We start from the raw sequence: 14,743 nt of genomic DNA on the forward strand, positions 1-14,743 counted from the left end.
CCGGGCCCGGTCGGGTCGGTGCCGGTGTCAGAGGCCGTGGGGGGCTCGTGGGGTGTCCGGGGGCGTACCGGTCTGGTGGGGGACGACCGGGTGGGCCGGGGGCAGCAGGATGGAGTGCGGGGGGTCGGCGGCGTTGACGGCGATGCCGGTGGGGTCGTCCAGCGTGGGGAGGAGCTGGTCCAGCAGTCGGGCGCCGTGGACGGTGAGGATGTCGTCCACGGGGGTGCCCTGGGTCTGGCGGAACCGGGACAGTTGGCCGGGGTCGGTGAAGGTCTGGAGCCAGAGCATCCCGCCGTAGGGGGTGGTGAGGACCCCGTCGTCGCGAACGGGAACCAGTATCTCGCTGCGCCGGAAGCTGCCCAGCACTGTCGGCGCGTCTCCGTTGCCGGCCCGCCAGGCGGCGATGTCCTCGACCAGACCCACCGTGTCCCCCCGTTGATCAACCGTGCTGAGCCCAGGCGAGGTTACGACACCCGGGCGGTGGCCACCATCGGTGGTGATCCCGGTCACCGGCGCGTTGCTGCCGTGAACGGTGGGTGGCGCGGTGGGCGTGGCGACAGCTGGCCGAGGTGCGTACAGGTCATCGAGCGGGGCGGTGGCGGCGCGCCCTCGATGGGGTGGTGTGGCGGGCCGGAAGCGGGTCGGCTTGCTAGTCATCGGGGTTCCCAGCGTCGCCTATCGGGAGCTTCAGGTGTCCAACACCCCCACTGTCACCACCGCACGCCCCACCCGTCAGCCGGCCGGTCGGGTGGAGGAGCGCAGACTGCGCCACGAGGGGTTCGGCTACACGGGCCGGGCGGTGTGGGCCCAGGAGCCGTGCACCGCCCCGATGCTGATCCTGGGCGGTTCGTCGCAGGACCGGTACTCCTGGGTGCGGCACGAGCGTTGGCTCACCCGGTGGGGGAGCGTACTGACGGTGGACCTGCCCGGTTACGGGGATGGTGAGCCGTTGCCCCTGCACTACGGGTTGGACTTCCTCGCGGACGCGACGGCCGGGTTGGTGGCCGAGTGGAAGCTGCCCCGGGTGAACCTGGTGGGTGCCTGTTTCGGGGGCGCGGTGGCGGTACGGCTGGCGCAGCGGCACCCGGAGCTGGTGGAGCGGCTGGTGTTGGTGGGGATGTCGACCCGGTTGCCGGAGGATCTGGCCGAACAGGTGGCCACCTGGCGGGAGTCGGTGGCGGCGGGGCGACTGGAGCGGATCGCGGACGAGATGGTGGGCCGGTTCGTGTCCGCCTCCTCGGCCGGGGTGGTGCGCCGGCAGCGGGCGGTGACCCGGTTTCTGTACCGGCAGTTCCTGGACCAGGACGAGCGGCAGCTGCGGCTGTGGCTGGACCACAACGAGCGGCTGGTACGGCACGAGTGGTACCGGCCGGCGCCCCGGCCCACGGTGCCGGCCCTGGTGTTCACCGGGGAGTACGACTGCCTGACGCCGCCCGAGGGGGGCCGGGAGCTGGCGCGGCAGTTGCCGTCGGCCCGGTTCACCACCCTGCGGGAGGCGGACCACCTAGCGCCGATCGAGCGGATGGAGGAGTTCTCGGAGCTGGTGGGCCGGTTCTGTGGCCGTCAGTCGTTGGAGGGGTTGCCGTACTGCGCTCCGGTGGAGCACTTCGGTCCCGGCAGCCGGCTGGTGCGGCAGGGGCGTTGAGCGCCCGGGAGTGCGGAGCGGGTACGTGACGAGGGGCTGGCCCCACCGGTGACGGTGGGGCCAGCCCCTCGGGTGTGCCGTGCGGATCCCGGGGGGACGGTCAGCGCGTTCTGGAGCCGTGGTTCGTGGGGCGGGGTCCGAGGTGCCGGGTCAATCCCGAGCGGCTGCCCCGGCCGCCCGGCGACCACGCGGTGAGGCGTGGCGCCAGGGCGTGTGAGCCTCGTGGTGGCCCGGGCGACCCCGCCTCGGGGTGCGCCTGGGCCCGGGGGCCGGGGTGGTGCGGTCAGAGGCGCTCGGGGGTGCGGATGCCCAGCAGGCTCATGCCCTCGCGCAGGGTGCGGCCGGTCAGCTCGCACAGGAACAGCCGGTTCTCCACCAGGGCGGGGTCGTTGTCCTCGCGGAGCACCGGGCAGTGCTCGTAGAACGTGGTGAAGCTGCTGGCCAGTTGGTACAGGTAGGCGGCCAGGCGGTGGGGTTCGTAGGTCTCGGCGACGGTGTCGAGGGTCTCGCCGAGTTCGTCGAGTTGCAGGCCCAGGGCGCGTTCGGCCGGCTCCAGGGGCAGTTCGGGGTGCGGCTTGGGGGCGGCGGAGCCGCCGGCGGCCTTGCGCAGGATGGACTGGGTGCGGGCGTAGGCGTACTGGAGGTAGACGCTGGTGTCGCCGTTGAGGGACACCATGCGGTCCAGGTCGAAGACGTAGTCGCGGGACATCGAGGTGCTCAGGTCCGCGTACTTCACCGCACCGATGCCCACCTGGGCGGAGCGTTCGGCGATCTCCTCCTCGGACAGGCCGAGGTTCTGGGACTTCTCCCGCACCACCGTCTCGGCCCGTTCCACGGCCTCGTCGAGCAGGTCCACCAGCCGTACCGACTCCCCGGCCCGGGTCTTGAACGGCTTGCCGTCCTTGCCGAGGACGGTGCCGAAGGCCAGTTGCCGGGCCGCGCCCTCGGGCAGCCAGCCGGCCCGGCGGGCGGTCTCGAACACCATCTTGAAGTGCAGTGACTGGCGGGCGTCCACCACGTACAGCAGGGTGTCGGCGCCCAGGTCGCCGACCCGGTCGCGGATCGCGGCGAGGTCGGTGGCGGCGTAGCCGAAGCCACCGTTGGACTTCTGCACGATCAGCGGGGTGGGGTTGCCGTCGGGGCCCTTCACGTCGTCGAAGAACACGCACAGCGCCCCGTCGGAGCGTACGGCGACACCGGAGGACTCCAGGTCCTCGACGACGCCGTGCAGGGCGTCGTTGTAGCTGGACTCGCCCTTGACGTCCTCCTCGCGGATCTCCACGTCGAGCAGTTCGTAGACGCCCTGGAAGTAGATCGTGGACTCGTCCACGATCTTGTGCCACAGCTCCAGGGTCTGCTGGTCCCCGGACTGGAGCAGCACCAGGCGGTCCCGGGCGCGGGTCTTGAACTCCTCGTCGCTGTCGAACAGGGCGCGGGAGTCCTTGTAGAGGCGGTTCAGCCGGGCCATGGCCGCCGAGCCCTCGTCGCCGGCGCGCGGTGCGGCGTGGTCCGAGGCACGGTCCGAGGCGTGGTCCAGCTCGTGGGGGTGCTCGATGAGGTACTGGATCAGCATCCCGAACTGGGTGCCCCAGTCGCCGATGTGGTGGCGGCGGATCACGTGCTCGCCCCGGTGCTCCAGGATGCGGGTGATGGCGTTGCCGATCACCGTGGACCGCAGGTGGCCCACGTGCATCTCCTTGGCCACGTTGGGCTGCGCGTAGTCGATGACGGTGGTGCCGGGGGACTCGGCCTGGGGGACGCCCAGCCGCTGGTCCTCGGCGCGGTCCGCGAGCCGCGCGGTGATCGCGGCGTCGGCGACCGTGATGTTGAGGAAGCCCGGCCCGGACACCTCCACACCCTCGATCTCGGCGCCCTCGGGCAGGGCGTCCACGACCCGGCCGGCCAGCTCGCGGGGGTTGCCGCCGAGCTTCTTGGCCAGCGCCAGCAGGCCGTTGGCCTGGAAGTCGGCTCGGTCGCTCCGTCGCAGCAGGGGGTCGGCGGAGCCGGCTTCCGGCAGGGCGGCGCCGAGGGCGTCCGCGAGACGCTGGTGGATCGATGCGGCGAGGGAGGGAACCGAGGCCATGGATGCGGTGCCGTTTCGTAGCGGGTGGTCGTCTCGTGGGTGCCACCCGGGCCCGCCGGCGCGTGGCCGGGTCGCCCGAAGTGTCCCGGGGCGAGTATCCCACGGTGGGGCGGCGCCCCGGATGCGCCCGCCGTGGGCCGGAGGGCCGGTGGCGGGCCGGGTGTCTCGGGGGGACCCGGCCGGCCCGTACGTCGCCCGGTCCGGCTCAGCCGCCGGTACCGGTACGGCTCACACCCTCCGCCACCGGGCGAGGGCCAGGGAGAAGGCGCCGAACAGGGCCAGGCCCACTCCGACGGCCACCAGCAGCCAGGGCCCGGCCGGGGTGTCGGTGAACGACCGCAGGGTGTTGTCCATGCCCTTGGCCTCGTCGGGGTCGGCGTCCCGGGCGGCCTGGGCGGCGAAGACGCCGGCGGCCAGGAAGAAGCAGCCCCGCACCACGCCCCCGGGGACGCCCAGCAGGTCGACGACCCGGCGGCTCCGCTCGGACAGCTTCGCCTGCTTGAGGTGCTTGTGGTACTTGCGCCGGGCGGCCCGTACCGCGATCACCACACCGGCGATCCCCACGCCCAGCCCGGCCGCCGCCACCAGCCACTGGCCCCAGGGCAGTTCCAGCACCCGGGCGGTGGCGTCCTTGGACTGCTTGTCGCTGGAGCCGCTGCCGCTGCCCTTCTCGCCGATCGCGAAGGACAGCACCGAGTACGCCACGAAGGAGTAGAAGACGGCCCGGGCGGCGGACGTCGCCCGCTTACGGGCCTTGTGCCCCTTGGGGTCGGCGGCGCCGAACGCCGCCTCGGACAGCCGCCACAGGGCCATGCCCACCAGGGCCACCCCCAGCGCCCACACCAGCCAGGAGCCGAACGGCCGCTTGGCGACCTCCTCCAACGCGCCGCCCCGGTCGGCCTGTTGGTCCGAACCGTTCAGCGCGATGTGCAGGGCCAGGGCGGCGACCAGCAGGTAGATCACGCCCCGACCGGCCAGCCCGGCCCGGCCCGCGTACTCCATCGCCCTGCTGTCGGCGGCTCGCCGCGCCGCGTCACGGCCACCGCTGGTGGCCGACCGGCCCGCTCCGACGGTCCTGGCTGCACTCATCCGTACCCCTCCTCCTGGTGGGCGCCCCTGGGCCGGGCACCCGGGGAACTGCCGTCCCTCGTACGGGTGTTCACCGTCTGCCCCCGGCTGACCGGTACAAACGGCGCCGGGGGTCGCCCCCCGGGGTCGCTGGCGGTCGGGTGGCCCGACGGCGGCGGGGCCGCCTCGCGTACCGCGCGGGTCGCCCCGGCGCTTCCCCGACCGGGCCCGGGAGAGCGCCGGCCGAGGACGGGGCACGGGCGGTGGAGTGGAACAATGGGCGGCCGGAAGCCGTGGCGATCCGGCCGGGCCGAGGCCGGCTCCCGGGTCGCCGGTGGGACACACGTAGTGAGGAAGTGCCGGAAGTGGCTCAGACCACCCCCGAGGCCGACTGGGTCTCCCGAATCGCCGATGACGTCATCGCCGAGGCGGAGCGTCGCGCCCCCGGCAAACCCCTCGTCTGCGCCTCCGGGCTGAGCCCCTCGGGCCCCATCCACCTGGGCAACCTGCGGGAGGTGATGGTGCCGCACCTGGTCGCCGACGAGATCCGGCGCCGGGGGCTGCCCTGCGAGCACATCATCTCCTGGGACGACTACGACCGTTTCCGCAAGGTGCCGGCCGGCGTCGACCCCTCCTGGTCGGAGCACATCGGCAAGCCGCTGACCAGCGTGCCGGCGCCCCCCGGCAGCCCGCACCCGCACTGGGCGGCGCACTTCAAGGCCGCCCTGGTGGAGTCCCTGGCCGAACTGGGCGTGGACTACCGGGGCATCAGCCAGACCGAGATGTACACCTCGGGCGCGTACCGCGAGCAGATCCTGTTCGCCATGCGCGAGCGGGGCCGTATCGACGCGGTGCTGGACCGGTACCGCACCCTGGAGAAGAAGCCGGCCCCCGCCAAGAAGCAGCAGAAGCCGCTGGACGCCGCCGAGGTGGAGGCGGCCGAGGGCTCCGGCGCGGCCAACGAGGACGACGGCACCACCACCGGCGGCGCGTACTACCCGTACAAGCCGTACTGCACGGTCTGCCAGCGGGACCTGACCACCATCACCTCCTACGACGACGAGTCGACCGAGCTGAGCTACGAGTGCCAGTGCGGGCACCGGGAGACGGTGCTGCTGAGCGAGTTCGACGGCGGCAAGCTGGTGTGGAAGGTCGACTGGCCGATGCGCTGGGTCTACGAGGGCGTGATCTTCGAGCCCAGCGGCGTGGACCACCAGTCGCCCGGCTCCTCCTTCGTGGTGGGCGGCCAGCTGGTGAAGGAGATCTTCGGCGGGCAGCAGCCCATCGGACCGATGTACGCCTTCGTCGGCATCAGCGGCATGGCCAAGATGTCCAGCTCCCGGGGCGGGGTGCCGATCCCGGCCGAGGCCCTGGAGATCATGGAGGCCCCGCTGCTGCGCTGGCTGTACGCGCGCCGTCGGCCGCACCAGTCCTTCAAGATCGCCTTCGACCAGGAGATCCAGCGGCTGTACGACGAGTGGGACGCCCTGGAGCGCAAGATCACCGAGGGCAAGGCGCAGCCCGGGGACATCGCCTCCCACCACCGGGCCACCCACACCTCCCTCGGTGAACTGCCGCGTACCCCCAGGCCGTTGCCGTACCGCACCCTGGCCTCGGTGGCCGACATCACCCAGGGGGCCGAGGACCAGACCCTGCGGATCCTGTCCGAGCTGGACCCGGAGCGGCCGATCACCGACCTGGACCAGACCCGGCCCCGGTTGGACCGCGCGGAGCGCTGGATCACCACCCAGGTGCCGGCCGACCAGCGCACCCGGGTCCTCCAGGAGCCGGACACCGACCTGCTGTCCTCGTTGGACGACGAACAGCGGGAGTCCCTGCGGCTGTTGCTGGACGGGCTGGACGACCACTGGTCCCTGGAGGGGCTGACCTCGCTGGTGTACGGGGTGCCCAAGCGGATGGCCGGGCTGCCGCCCGAGGCGAAGCCCACCCCCGAACTGAAGACCGCGCAGCGGGCGTTCTTCGTCCTGCTGTACCGGCTGCTGGTGGGCAAGGAGACCGGGCCCCGGCTGCCCACCCTGCTGCTGGCGGTCGGCGCCGACCGGGTGCGGAAGCTGTTGGGCGCCTGACACCCGGAGGTCGCTTCCCGGCCGGGGCACCTCCGGTCGGGAGCGTTCCCGGGCCGGGGGGGCGGGCCTGGGTCGGGCGGTGAGTGGATGCCGGTTCCGGTTCCGGGGCGTCGTCCGGCCTCGTGGTCCTCGCTGGGCGGGGGCCCGAGGGGTTCCGGGTGGTCGGGTGGCGGGGAGCCGCCGCTCCGGTCGCCCCGCGGTGGTCGCCGCACGCGGTACGCGGTGCGGCGGTTGACGCTGTCAGGGCAGGCGCCCCGTCCTGGCGGGAGCCGCCCCCCCCCCGCACCCGGTGACGACAGGGCACGGGTCACCCGCGAGGAGTTCGCGGCCCCCGGGAGGAAGGCGGCGCCGCTCGAACGGGCCCGGCCGGGGGGCGGGCGTGGGCTCGCGTGAGGTGACCGGCCGTGGTGGCCCGGCGCCCACGGGACGGTACGGAACGCCGGGGCGGGGTCAGCCGGCCATGCCCATCTCGGAGCGGTAGCGGTTTCTGAACTCCCGTACGTACTCCCGTAGATAGGGCTCGCTCAGCAGGGAGCCGTCGGCGTTGGTGATGCCGAAGCTCTCCTCCAGGGTCCGGGAGAGCTGCCGTGCGTTGGGGAAGTCGCCCCGGCCCGCGGCGAACTGGCGGAAGGCCTCGAAGTAGACCTCCTCCCGGGCGACCCCGTCCGGTATCCCCACCGGGGACGGGTCCTCCTCCACCGGGGCGGGCGGCTCGGGCACCGACTCGGCCGCCTCGGGCACGGGGGTGGCCTCGGGCTCCGGGGGTGGTGGCGGTTCCCGGAACAGTTGCTGCTGGGCGGGTGCCGGCCGGGCGGCCGGGCCCTCCTCCTCGGGGTGGGGCGGGGGGACGTAGGCGGCGTAGCCGTTGGTGGGGGCGCTGGCCTGGCCCAGGGACCGTACGCGTCCGGGGCCCACCGGGACGGTGGGGGCCGGGTGGGGCGACCGGGCGGGGTCGGGCTCCTCGGGGTGCGCCTCCACGGCCGGGGCCTGGACGGCGGGGGGCGCGGCGGGTTCGGGGGCCGGTTCGGCCACCGGTGGCGCGGCCTCGGGGTCGGCGGGATGCCCGGGCGGTTCCTCGGTGTCGGCCGCCGGCGCGGGCTGATCCACCTCGGGGGGTGCCGCCTGTGCGGCGGGCTCGGGCCGTACGGGCCGCTCGGTGGCCCGGGGGGAGGCGGTACCCGGCAGGGCGCGGGCCTCCTCGGTGGGCGGCCGTACGGGTGGGCTGATGCCGGCGGCCTCCAGCCCGGCCGAGGCGGTCTCGGACAGGGGGATGCCGTACCGGGCGAGCCGCAGGGGCATCATCGCCTCGATCGGGGCGCGGCGTCGCCAGGCCCGGCCGTAGCGTCCGCGCAGCCGGGCCTCGTACACCAGCCGGTCCTGTTCCATGCGGATCACCTGGTCGTAGGAGCGCAGCTCCCACAGCTTCATCCGGCGCCACAGGCGGAAGGTGGAGGGGAAGGCCAGCAGCCAGCGGGACAGCCGTACGCCCTCCATGTGCTTGTCGGCGGTGATGTCGGCGATGCGGCCGATGGCGTGCCGGGCGGCCTCGACGGTGACCACGAACAGCACCGGGATCACCGCGTGCATCCCCACGCCCAGCGGGTCGGGCCAGGCGGCGGCGCCGTTGAAGGCGATGGTGGCGGCCGTCAGCATCCAGGCGGTCTGGCGCAGCAGCGGGAAGGGGATGCGCACCCAGGTCAGCAGCAGGTCCAGGGCCAGCAGCACCACGATGCCGGCGTCGACGCCGATGGGGAAGAACGGGGAGAACTGTCCGAAACCCTTGCGTTCGGCCAGGTCCCGTACGGCGGAGTACGAGCCGGCGAAGCCGATCGCGGCGATCAGGACCGCCCCGGCGACCACCACCCCGACGAGTATCCGGTGCGTACGGTTCAGCTGCACGGGTCGTCCTCAGGCTCGTGGGGGCGCGGCCGGCTTCCGGCCGGCCTTCTGGCGGCGCTTAGCCTCGCACAACCGTTCCCCCGACGCACCCTGCGCTGGTGCGGCGGCCTTCGGACGGTGAACTCCCGGGCGTACCGGGCGGGTTGGTGGACGGTGGGGGTCAGCCCAGGGAGGAGAGGGCTTCCTTGGCGGCCTTCTCGGCGCCCTTGCGCAGGTCCTCGGCCTTGGGGAGCTTGCCGTCCTCGAAGCCGGCGCCGCCGTAGTCGACGGTGAGTACGGTGTTCGCGGAGCGGACGACCAGCTTGTTGAGCCGGTGCTCCTCCTTGGACTTGCCGTACTTCTCCTTGGTCTTGTACTCCAGGGAGGTCGCCTCGTCGCCGACGCCCTTGAGGGGCTTCTCGTCCAGGCTGTCGTTGCTCTTGTCCGAGCGGGTGGCGGCGACCTGCTGGGACAGGAACTTCTTGGCCCGGGCGTCCGCCGAGCCGAGGGTGGCGTGGGAGTCGAAGCGGCGCATGGACAGGGTGAGCGAGCGGTAGTCGTACTCCTTGAGGCCGGTCCAGATGCAACTGCCGTAGCTGTCGCCGTCCTTGGGGCCCAGGTTCTTGCCCTTCGCCTTGTCCACCCCTGGCACGACGTCCTCGACGGTGCCCTTGGTGAGGCTCTCGCAGACGGGGGGCAGCTTCTTGAACCGTGCCGGCTCCAGGGACGCGCTCGGCTTGCTGGAGGGCTTGGCCTTGGCGTCCTCGTCCGAACCGCCGGAGTCGTCCGAGGAGCACCCGGCCGCCAGCAGAACGGGGACCGCTACCGCAGCGCTGAGCAGGGTGCGGGTGAGGCGCGAGGCGCGTTGAAGGTGCATGGTTCCTTCGCTTCCGTGGTCTCGTACGGCCCACACAGTGTGCCGTAGCGCGGGAGCGGTTCGGTCGGGAAGTCCACACAAAGCGGGTACAAGTGGCTGGTCTCACTCCCCGGACGGGGGAGGGCGGGGCCCGGGTTCAGTCCTGGAAGCTGCCGGCCAGCTGGGACGCCAGCCGCCGCGAGTGGCGTTGCAGGGGCTCGCTGTCGGGCACGTTCCGCTTGTCCGTCACCCAGCGGTCGAACTCGATGGTCACCAGGACGTTCGCGGTACGGAAGACCACGGTGACGTCCCGGTGCACCCCCGAGTCCCCGGTCACCAACTGGTCGTCGAGGTAGGCCGCGTCCCCCACGTCGGTCAGCGCCCGGGGGGCCAACTCCGGGTCCTGGGCGTCTGGATCGTCGGAACTGTCCGCACCGGTCCGCTCCGGCGTCGGGCGCTTGGGCGGCAGTTGCTTGTCCGCCGGGTCGCCGGTCGCGTTGTCCTTCTTCGGCAGGCTGATGCGGGCGGCGGACGCCTGCTCGTTGAACAGCTCCTCGGCCCGCTCGTCGTCGGAGACCTCCTTGTCGTAGGAGACCACCCGTTCGAAGCTGACCTTCAGATGGCGGGTGCTCAGCCGGGTCTCGCTCTGCCAACGGCAGCCCACCCGACGGTCGGTGTCGTAGGTGACCGTGGCCTCGCCCTCGTACGGGGAGGGGCTGGCGCCCGAGGGGCCGCCGCCGTCCGGGGCCACGCTGGTGCCGGGCAGCATCTCCTCCAGCGTCCCGGCGCCCACCGCCCCGCAGGGTTCGGGGAGGGTGCGGTACTTCCCCGGGGGCGCGGCGCTGGAACTCTCCTTGGGCTCACCGGGCTTGGTGTCCCCGGTGCTCCCCTCCGAGGAGCCGCCGGTGCAGCCGCTCACGCCCAGGGCCAGCGCGGTGACTCCCGCGGCGACCGCCGCGGCGGCTCCCGGGGCGCTGATGAGACCGGCCCTTCGACGCACGGTGACCTCCTGCTCCTCCGTCTACTGGGACGGCCACCAGGAGTGGCCGGTTCCACATCACCCGAGGGGGCGGCCCGGTACGGGTGCGACCTTCGACACCGCCACGGTTGCCCCGAAGGGGGAGCGGGTCGAAAACGTGTTGCCGTCGCCCGAGGGCAGCGGAACACAATGTCTACCGCACCCGATGCCGGACCGTCCGGTCCGTTGCGCGAGTTGCCGGCATACGTCCGGTTTTTCCTCGGGGGTCACGTAGTGCCCGGGTGCGACCGTCACCAACACGGGGGGAGTGAGACGGATGGCGTTCACCGAGGTGCCCGGGGCACGGGTACCGATCCGCATGTGGGCCGACCCGGCCACCGTGGAGGACGGCGCCATGCGCCAACTGCGCAACGTCACCACCCTGCCCTGGGTCGAGGGGCTCGCGGTGATGCCCGACGTGCACTACGGCAAGGGCGCCACCGTCGGTTCGGTCATCGCCATGCGCGGCGCGGTCTGCCCGGCCGCCGTCGGCGTGGACATCGGCTGCGGCATGTCCGCGGTACGGACCTCGCTGACCGCCGGGCAACTCCCCGGCGACCTCTCCCGGTTGAGGTCCCGGATCGAGCAGGCCATCCCGGTCGGCCGGGGGATGCACCAGGACCCGGTGCACCCCGGCGACGTGCACGGGCTGCCCACCTCCGGCTGGGACGACTTCTGGAACCGCTTCGACGGGGTCGCCGAGTCGGTGCGGTTCCGGCGGGAGCGGGCCACCAGGCAGCTGGGCACACTGGGTTCGGGCAACCACTTCGTCGAGGTCTGCCTGGACACCGAGGACCGGGTGTGGCTGATGCTGCACTCCGGTTCGCGGAACATCGGCAAGGAACTGGCCGAGTTCCACATCCAGCGGGCCCAGCAACTGCCGCACAACCAGGGGCTGGTCGACCGCGACCTGGCGGTGTTCGTCGACGAGACCCCGCAGATGGCCGCGTACCGCCACGACCTGTTCTGGGCCCAGGAGTACGCGCGGCACAACCGGGCGCTGATGATGGGGCTGTTGCGGGACGTGGTGCGGCGGGAGTTCAGGAAGGCCCGGCCGACCTTCGACCCGGTCATCTCCTGCCACCACAACTACGTGGCCGAGGAACGGTACGACGACGTCGACCTGCTGGTGACCCGCAAGGGCGCCATCCGGGCCGGCGCCGGCGAACTGGGCATCATCCCCGGTTCCATGGGCACCGGCTCGTACATCGTCCGGGGCCTGGGCAACGACGCCTCCTTCCAGTCCGCCTCCCACGGGGCGGGCCGGAAGATGAGCCGTAGCGCCGCCAAGCGGCGGTACTCCGCGGACGACCTGGAGCGGCAGACCCAGGGGGTGGAGTGCCGTAAGGACTCCGGGGTGGTGGACGAGATCCCGGCCGCCTACAAGTCCATCGAGCAGGTCATCGAGCGGCAGGGCGACCTGGTCGAGGTGGTCGCCAAGCTCAAGCAGGTGGTGTGCGTGAAGGGCTGAGCCCCTGCCGGCCGGAGCGAGGCCGTACGGGTCGGGGTGCCCGGGACTCCGTCGGGACCACGGTCCCGGCACCCCGGGCACCCCGTCGCCGCTCGGGGCGGGCGCCGGACCGTCGGCGTCCGCCCGGGGGCTCAACCCTCCCGGTGCACCTTGTAGTTGGAGGCCTGCACCCGGGGCCGGACCACCAGCAGGTCGACGTTCACATGCGAGGGGCGGGTCACCGCCCAGGTGACGGTGTCCGCCACGTCGTCCGCCGTCAGGGGTGCCGGCACGCCCTGGTAGACCCGGTCGGCCCGTTCCTGGTCGCCGCCGAAGCGGTTGAGGGAGAACTCCTCGGTGCGCACCATGCCCGGGGCGATCTCGATGACCCGTACCGGACGGTCGACGATCTCCAGACGCAGGGTGGCCGCCAGGGCGTGGGCGCCGTGCTTGGCGGCGGCGTAACCACCGCCCCCCTCGTAGGTGCCGAGGGCGGCGGTGGAGGAGAGCACCACCACCGTGCCGTCGCCGGAGGCCTCCAGGGCGGGCAGCAGGGCCTGGGTCACGTGGAGCGTGCCCAGGACGTTCACCTCGTACATCCAGCGCCAGTCGGCGGGGTCACCCCCGGCCACGGTGTCCTGGCCGAAGGCCCCGCCGGCGTTGTTGACCAGGACGTCGCAACGGTCGAGGGAGGCCGCGAAGGCGTCCACCGCCTCCCGGTCCGTGACGTCCACGACCCGGGCCTCGGCCTGGGGGAGTTCTCCGGCCAGCGCCTCGACGCGGTCCCGTCGGCGGGCGAGGAGGACGACGCGGTATCCCGCGTGGGCCAGCTGGCGGGCGCAGGCGGCGCCGATGCCGCTGCTGGCGCCCGTGACGACGGCGGTACGGGTGCTCACGATCTGCTCCTGGCTTCCTCGGTCGGCCGGCTGCTGCCGCTTTCCAGGGGCGAGCCTAACGAGATACGGCGCCGTGATCACCAGGGCCGGCGGCCCCTGGTGGGGAACCGGGCGGGGTGGAGGGGCGTTCTTACCCCACAGAGCCGAGGCCGCTGCCGGGCGGGCGCGAGGCGTGGTCTTGGTAGCGTGGAGCGACTCTCCACTCCCGCGCCGCCCGTCGACGTGCCCTGACGAGGAGCCCCTTACGTGACCCAACTCGCGCTCGGTCCGCAATGGCTCGACCCGGACTATCTGATCCCCCAGTTCGGGCTGCTGGGCATCCTGGTGATCGTCTTCGCCGAGTCGGGCCTGCTCATCGGCTTCTTCCTGCCGGGTGACTCCCTGCTGTTCACCACCGGTCTGCTGGTGGCCACCGGCCAGTACCTGCACCAGCCGCTGTGGCTGGTGTGCACGCTGATCGTGATCGCGGCCGTGCTGGGGGACCAGGCGGGCTACCTGTTCGGACGCAAGGTGGGGCCGGCGCTGTTCAACCGCCCGGACTCCAAGCTGTTCAAACAGGAGAACGTGGAGAAGGCGCACGAGTTCTTCGAGAAGCACGGCCCCAAGTCCCTGGTGCTGGCCCGCTTCGTGCCCATCGTCCGTACCTTCACCCCGATCATCGCCGGCGTCAGCGGGATGCGGTACCGCTCCTTCGTCATCTTCAACGTGCTCGGCGGTGTGCTGTGGGGCGCCGGGGTGACCCTGCTGGGTGCGGCCCTGGGACAGGTCGACTTCGTGCACCAGCACATCGAGATGATCCTGGTCGGCATCGTGCTGCTGTCGGTGATGCCGATCGTGATCGAGTTCCTCCGCGCCCGACGGGGCAGCGCCAAGGCCAGGGAGGCGGCCTCCTCGGAGGGCGCCCAGGGCCCGGGCGGCGGCGAGGAGCCGCGCCGGGGCCGGCGCGGTCGCGGCCGTCACGCGATGCGCTGACCGACGACGCGCTGACCGGCGTGAGCACCGGGCCCGCCGGTCCGGTTCCTCCCCCTGACCGCCCGCTCGCTACGGCCGCCACCGGCCCTGACCGCCCGCTCGCTACGGCCTCCACCGGCCCTGACCGCCCGCTCGCTACGGCCGCCACCTGACCTCGTCGGGCCGCTCGGTACGTGGCTGGCTCGGCCCTGTCCGGCTGCTCGCTACGGGCTTCACCTGACCCCGTCCGGCCCGGCCCCCTCCTCGCGGCACCGCCCCGGGGGCATCCCCGAGGGGGTGCCGGCCCCGGTGAGGGCTCGCCCCTCGTGGTGCGCCCGGTGGGCCGGGCCCGCCCTGGGGCGGGCGTAGGTGGGGCCGGTACGGGGTGTGGGGGTGCGGAGTCGGGTGGAGGACCGGGGCGGGGTGGGGGTTGCCGTGTCCGGGGCCCGCCCTGGGGTGCGGTACGCACTCGTGGACGGTACGAAGGCGAGCCCTCCCGCCGCCGGTGCGCGTACGGCCGGGGCGCCGTGGGGCCGGGTGCGGTGGGACAGGGCGCCGTCGGAGGGGCGGGTGCCGGGCGGGCCTTGCCTTGGCGTGCCCGTACGGCCGGGGTGCCGTGGGGGTGGGCCACCCCGAGGGGCCTCGCGTCGGAGGGGCGGGTGGCGGGTGGGTCCCGCCCTGGGGTGGGCGCCGTACCGGGACCGGAGGGGCGGCCGTACGGAAGGGGCTTCGAGGACCGGCGGTCACCGTGGATCCACGGTGCGCGCGTCCGGGGGCGCCGTACGACCGAGGTACCGAAACGACCGGTGGG

The 14,743-nt window shown here is 73.1% G+C and carries 11 protein-coding genes; 4 read left to right on the plus strand and 7 right to left on the minus strand.

Translation table 11 applies throughout. The features are described 5' to 3' along the window. Positions 1-27: 27 nt before the first annotated feature. On the minus strand, positions 28-423 hold the full coding sequence (locus ABZT14_RS00200) for an SseB family protein (RefSeq protein WP_356294574.1): 396 nt from the start codon (positions 421-423) through the stop codon (positions 28-30). Between the two features lie 268 nt (positions 424-691). Between ABZT14_RS00200 and ABZT14_RS00205 the strand changes: the two genes are divergently transcribed. Continuing rightward, positions 692-1,645, plus strand: a complete 954-nt coding sequence (locus ABZT14_RS00205; RefSeq protein ID WP_356294577.1) for an alpha/beta hydrolase — start codon at positions 692-694, stop codon at positions 1,643-1,645. A gap of 283 nt (positions 1,646-1,928) precedes the next feature. On the opposite strand, the gene argS is transcribed toward ABZT14_RS00205, so the two are convergent. Next, entirely contained in the window at positions 1,929-3,728 is a 1,800-nt protein-coding gene (gene argS / locus ABZT14_RS00210) for an arginine--tRNA ligase (RefSeq protein ID WP_356294579.1), read from the minus strand. Positions 3,729-3,956: 228 nt separating this feature from the next. Further along, the gene (locus ABZT14_RS00215) at positions 3,957-4,817 is read right to left on the minus strand and encodes a DUF1206 domain-containing protein (RefSeq protein WP_356294582.1); all 861 of its coding nucleotides are present in this window, start codon (positions 4,815-4,817) and stop codon (positions 3,957-3,959) included. A gap of 344 nt (positions 4,818-5,161) precedes the next feature. Here ABZT14_RS00215 and lysS point away from each other — a divergent pair, with 344 nt between their 5' ends. Further along, positions 5,162-6,883 carry a lysine--tRNA ligase gene (lysS, locus tag ABZT14_RS00220; protein ID WP_356294585.1) on the plus strand — a complete coding sequence of 574 codons (1,722 nt, stop codon included), beginning with the start codon at positions 5,162-5,164 and terminating at the stop codon, positions 6,881-6,883. Positions 6,884-7,333: 450 nt separating this feature from the next. On the opposite strand, the gene ABZT14_RS00225 is transcribed toward lysS, so the two are convergent. From ABZT14_RS00225 to ABZT14_RS00235, 3 genes are all read right to left on the minus strand, one after another. Beyond that, positions 7,334-8,776 (minus strand): DUF2637 domain-containing protein, encoded by a 1,443-nt coding sequence (locus ABZT14_RS00225; RefSeq protein WP_356296936.1) that lies wholly within the window; start codon positions 8,774-8,776, stop codon positions 7,334-7,336. 166 nt (positions 8,777-8,942) lie between these two features. Further along, a complete protein-coding gene (locus ABZT14_RS00230) occupies positions 8,943-9,638 on the minus strand; it encodes a DUF3558 domain-containing protein (RefSeq protein WP_356294588.1) in 696 nt (231 codons plus the stop codon). Between the two features lie 136 nt (positions 9,639-9,774). Beyond that, positions 9,775-10,617, minus strand: a complete 843-nt coding sequence (locus ABZT14_RS00235) for a hypothetical protein (RefSeq protein ID WP_356294591.1) — start codon at positions 10,615-10,617, stop codon at positions 9,775-9,777. Positions 10,618-10,912: 295 nt separating this feature from the next. On the opposite strand from ABZT14_RS00235, the gene ABZT14_RS00240 reads away from it, so the two are divergent. After that, a complete protein-coding gene (locus ABZT14_RS00240; RefSeq protein ID WP_356294593.1) occupies positions 10,913-12,106 on the plus strand; it encodes an RtcB family protein in 1,194 nt (397 codons plus the stop codon). Positions 12,107-12,237: 131 nt separating this feature from the next. On the opposite strand, the gene ABZT14_RS00245 is transcribed toward ABZT14_RS00240, so the two are convergent. Further along, positions 12,238-12,981 (minus strand): SDR family oxidoreductase, encoded by a 744-nt coding sequence (locus ABZT14_RS00245; protein ID WP_356294596.1) that lies wholly within the window; start codon positions 12,979-12,981, stop codon positions 12,238-12,240. Positions 12,982-13,227: 246 nt separating this feature from the next. On the opposite strand from ABZT14_RS00245, the gene ABZT14_RS00250 reads away from it, so the two are divergent. Beyond that, positions 13,228-13,953, plus strand: coding sequence for a VTT domain-containing protein (locus ABZT14_RS00250; protein WP_356294600.1), 726 nt, complete (start codon positions 13,228-13,230; stop codon positions 13,951-13,953). Positions 13,954-14,743: the final 790 nt, after the last annotated feature.

It is taken from the genome of Streptomyces sp. NPDC005438, from assembly GCF_040606315.1.
Classification (GTDB): Bacteria; Actinomycetota; Actinomycetes; order Streptomycetales; family Streptomycetaceae; genus Streptomyces.

Excerpts from the sequence above, each read along its gene's own strand:
- argS (WP_356294579.1), bottom strand. The coding sequence starts at position 3,728 with ATGGCCTCGGTTCCCTCCCTCGCCGCATCGATCCACCAGCGTCTCGCG.
- ABZT14_RS00215 (WP_356294582.1), bottom strand. The coding sequence starts at position 4,817 with ATGAGTGCAGCCAGGACCGTCGGAGCGGGCCGGTCGGCCACCAGCGGT.
- ABZT14_RS00230 (WP_356294588.1), bottom strand. The coding sequence starts at position 9,638 with ATGCACCTTCAACGCGCCTCGCGCCTCACCCGCACCCTGCTCAGCGCT.
- ABZT14_RS00240 (WP_356294593.1), top strand. The coding sequence starts at position 10,913 with ATGGCGTTCACCGAGGTGCCCGGGGCACGGGTACCGATCCGCATGTGG.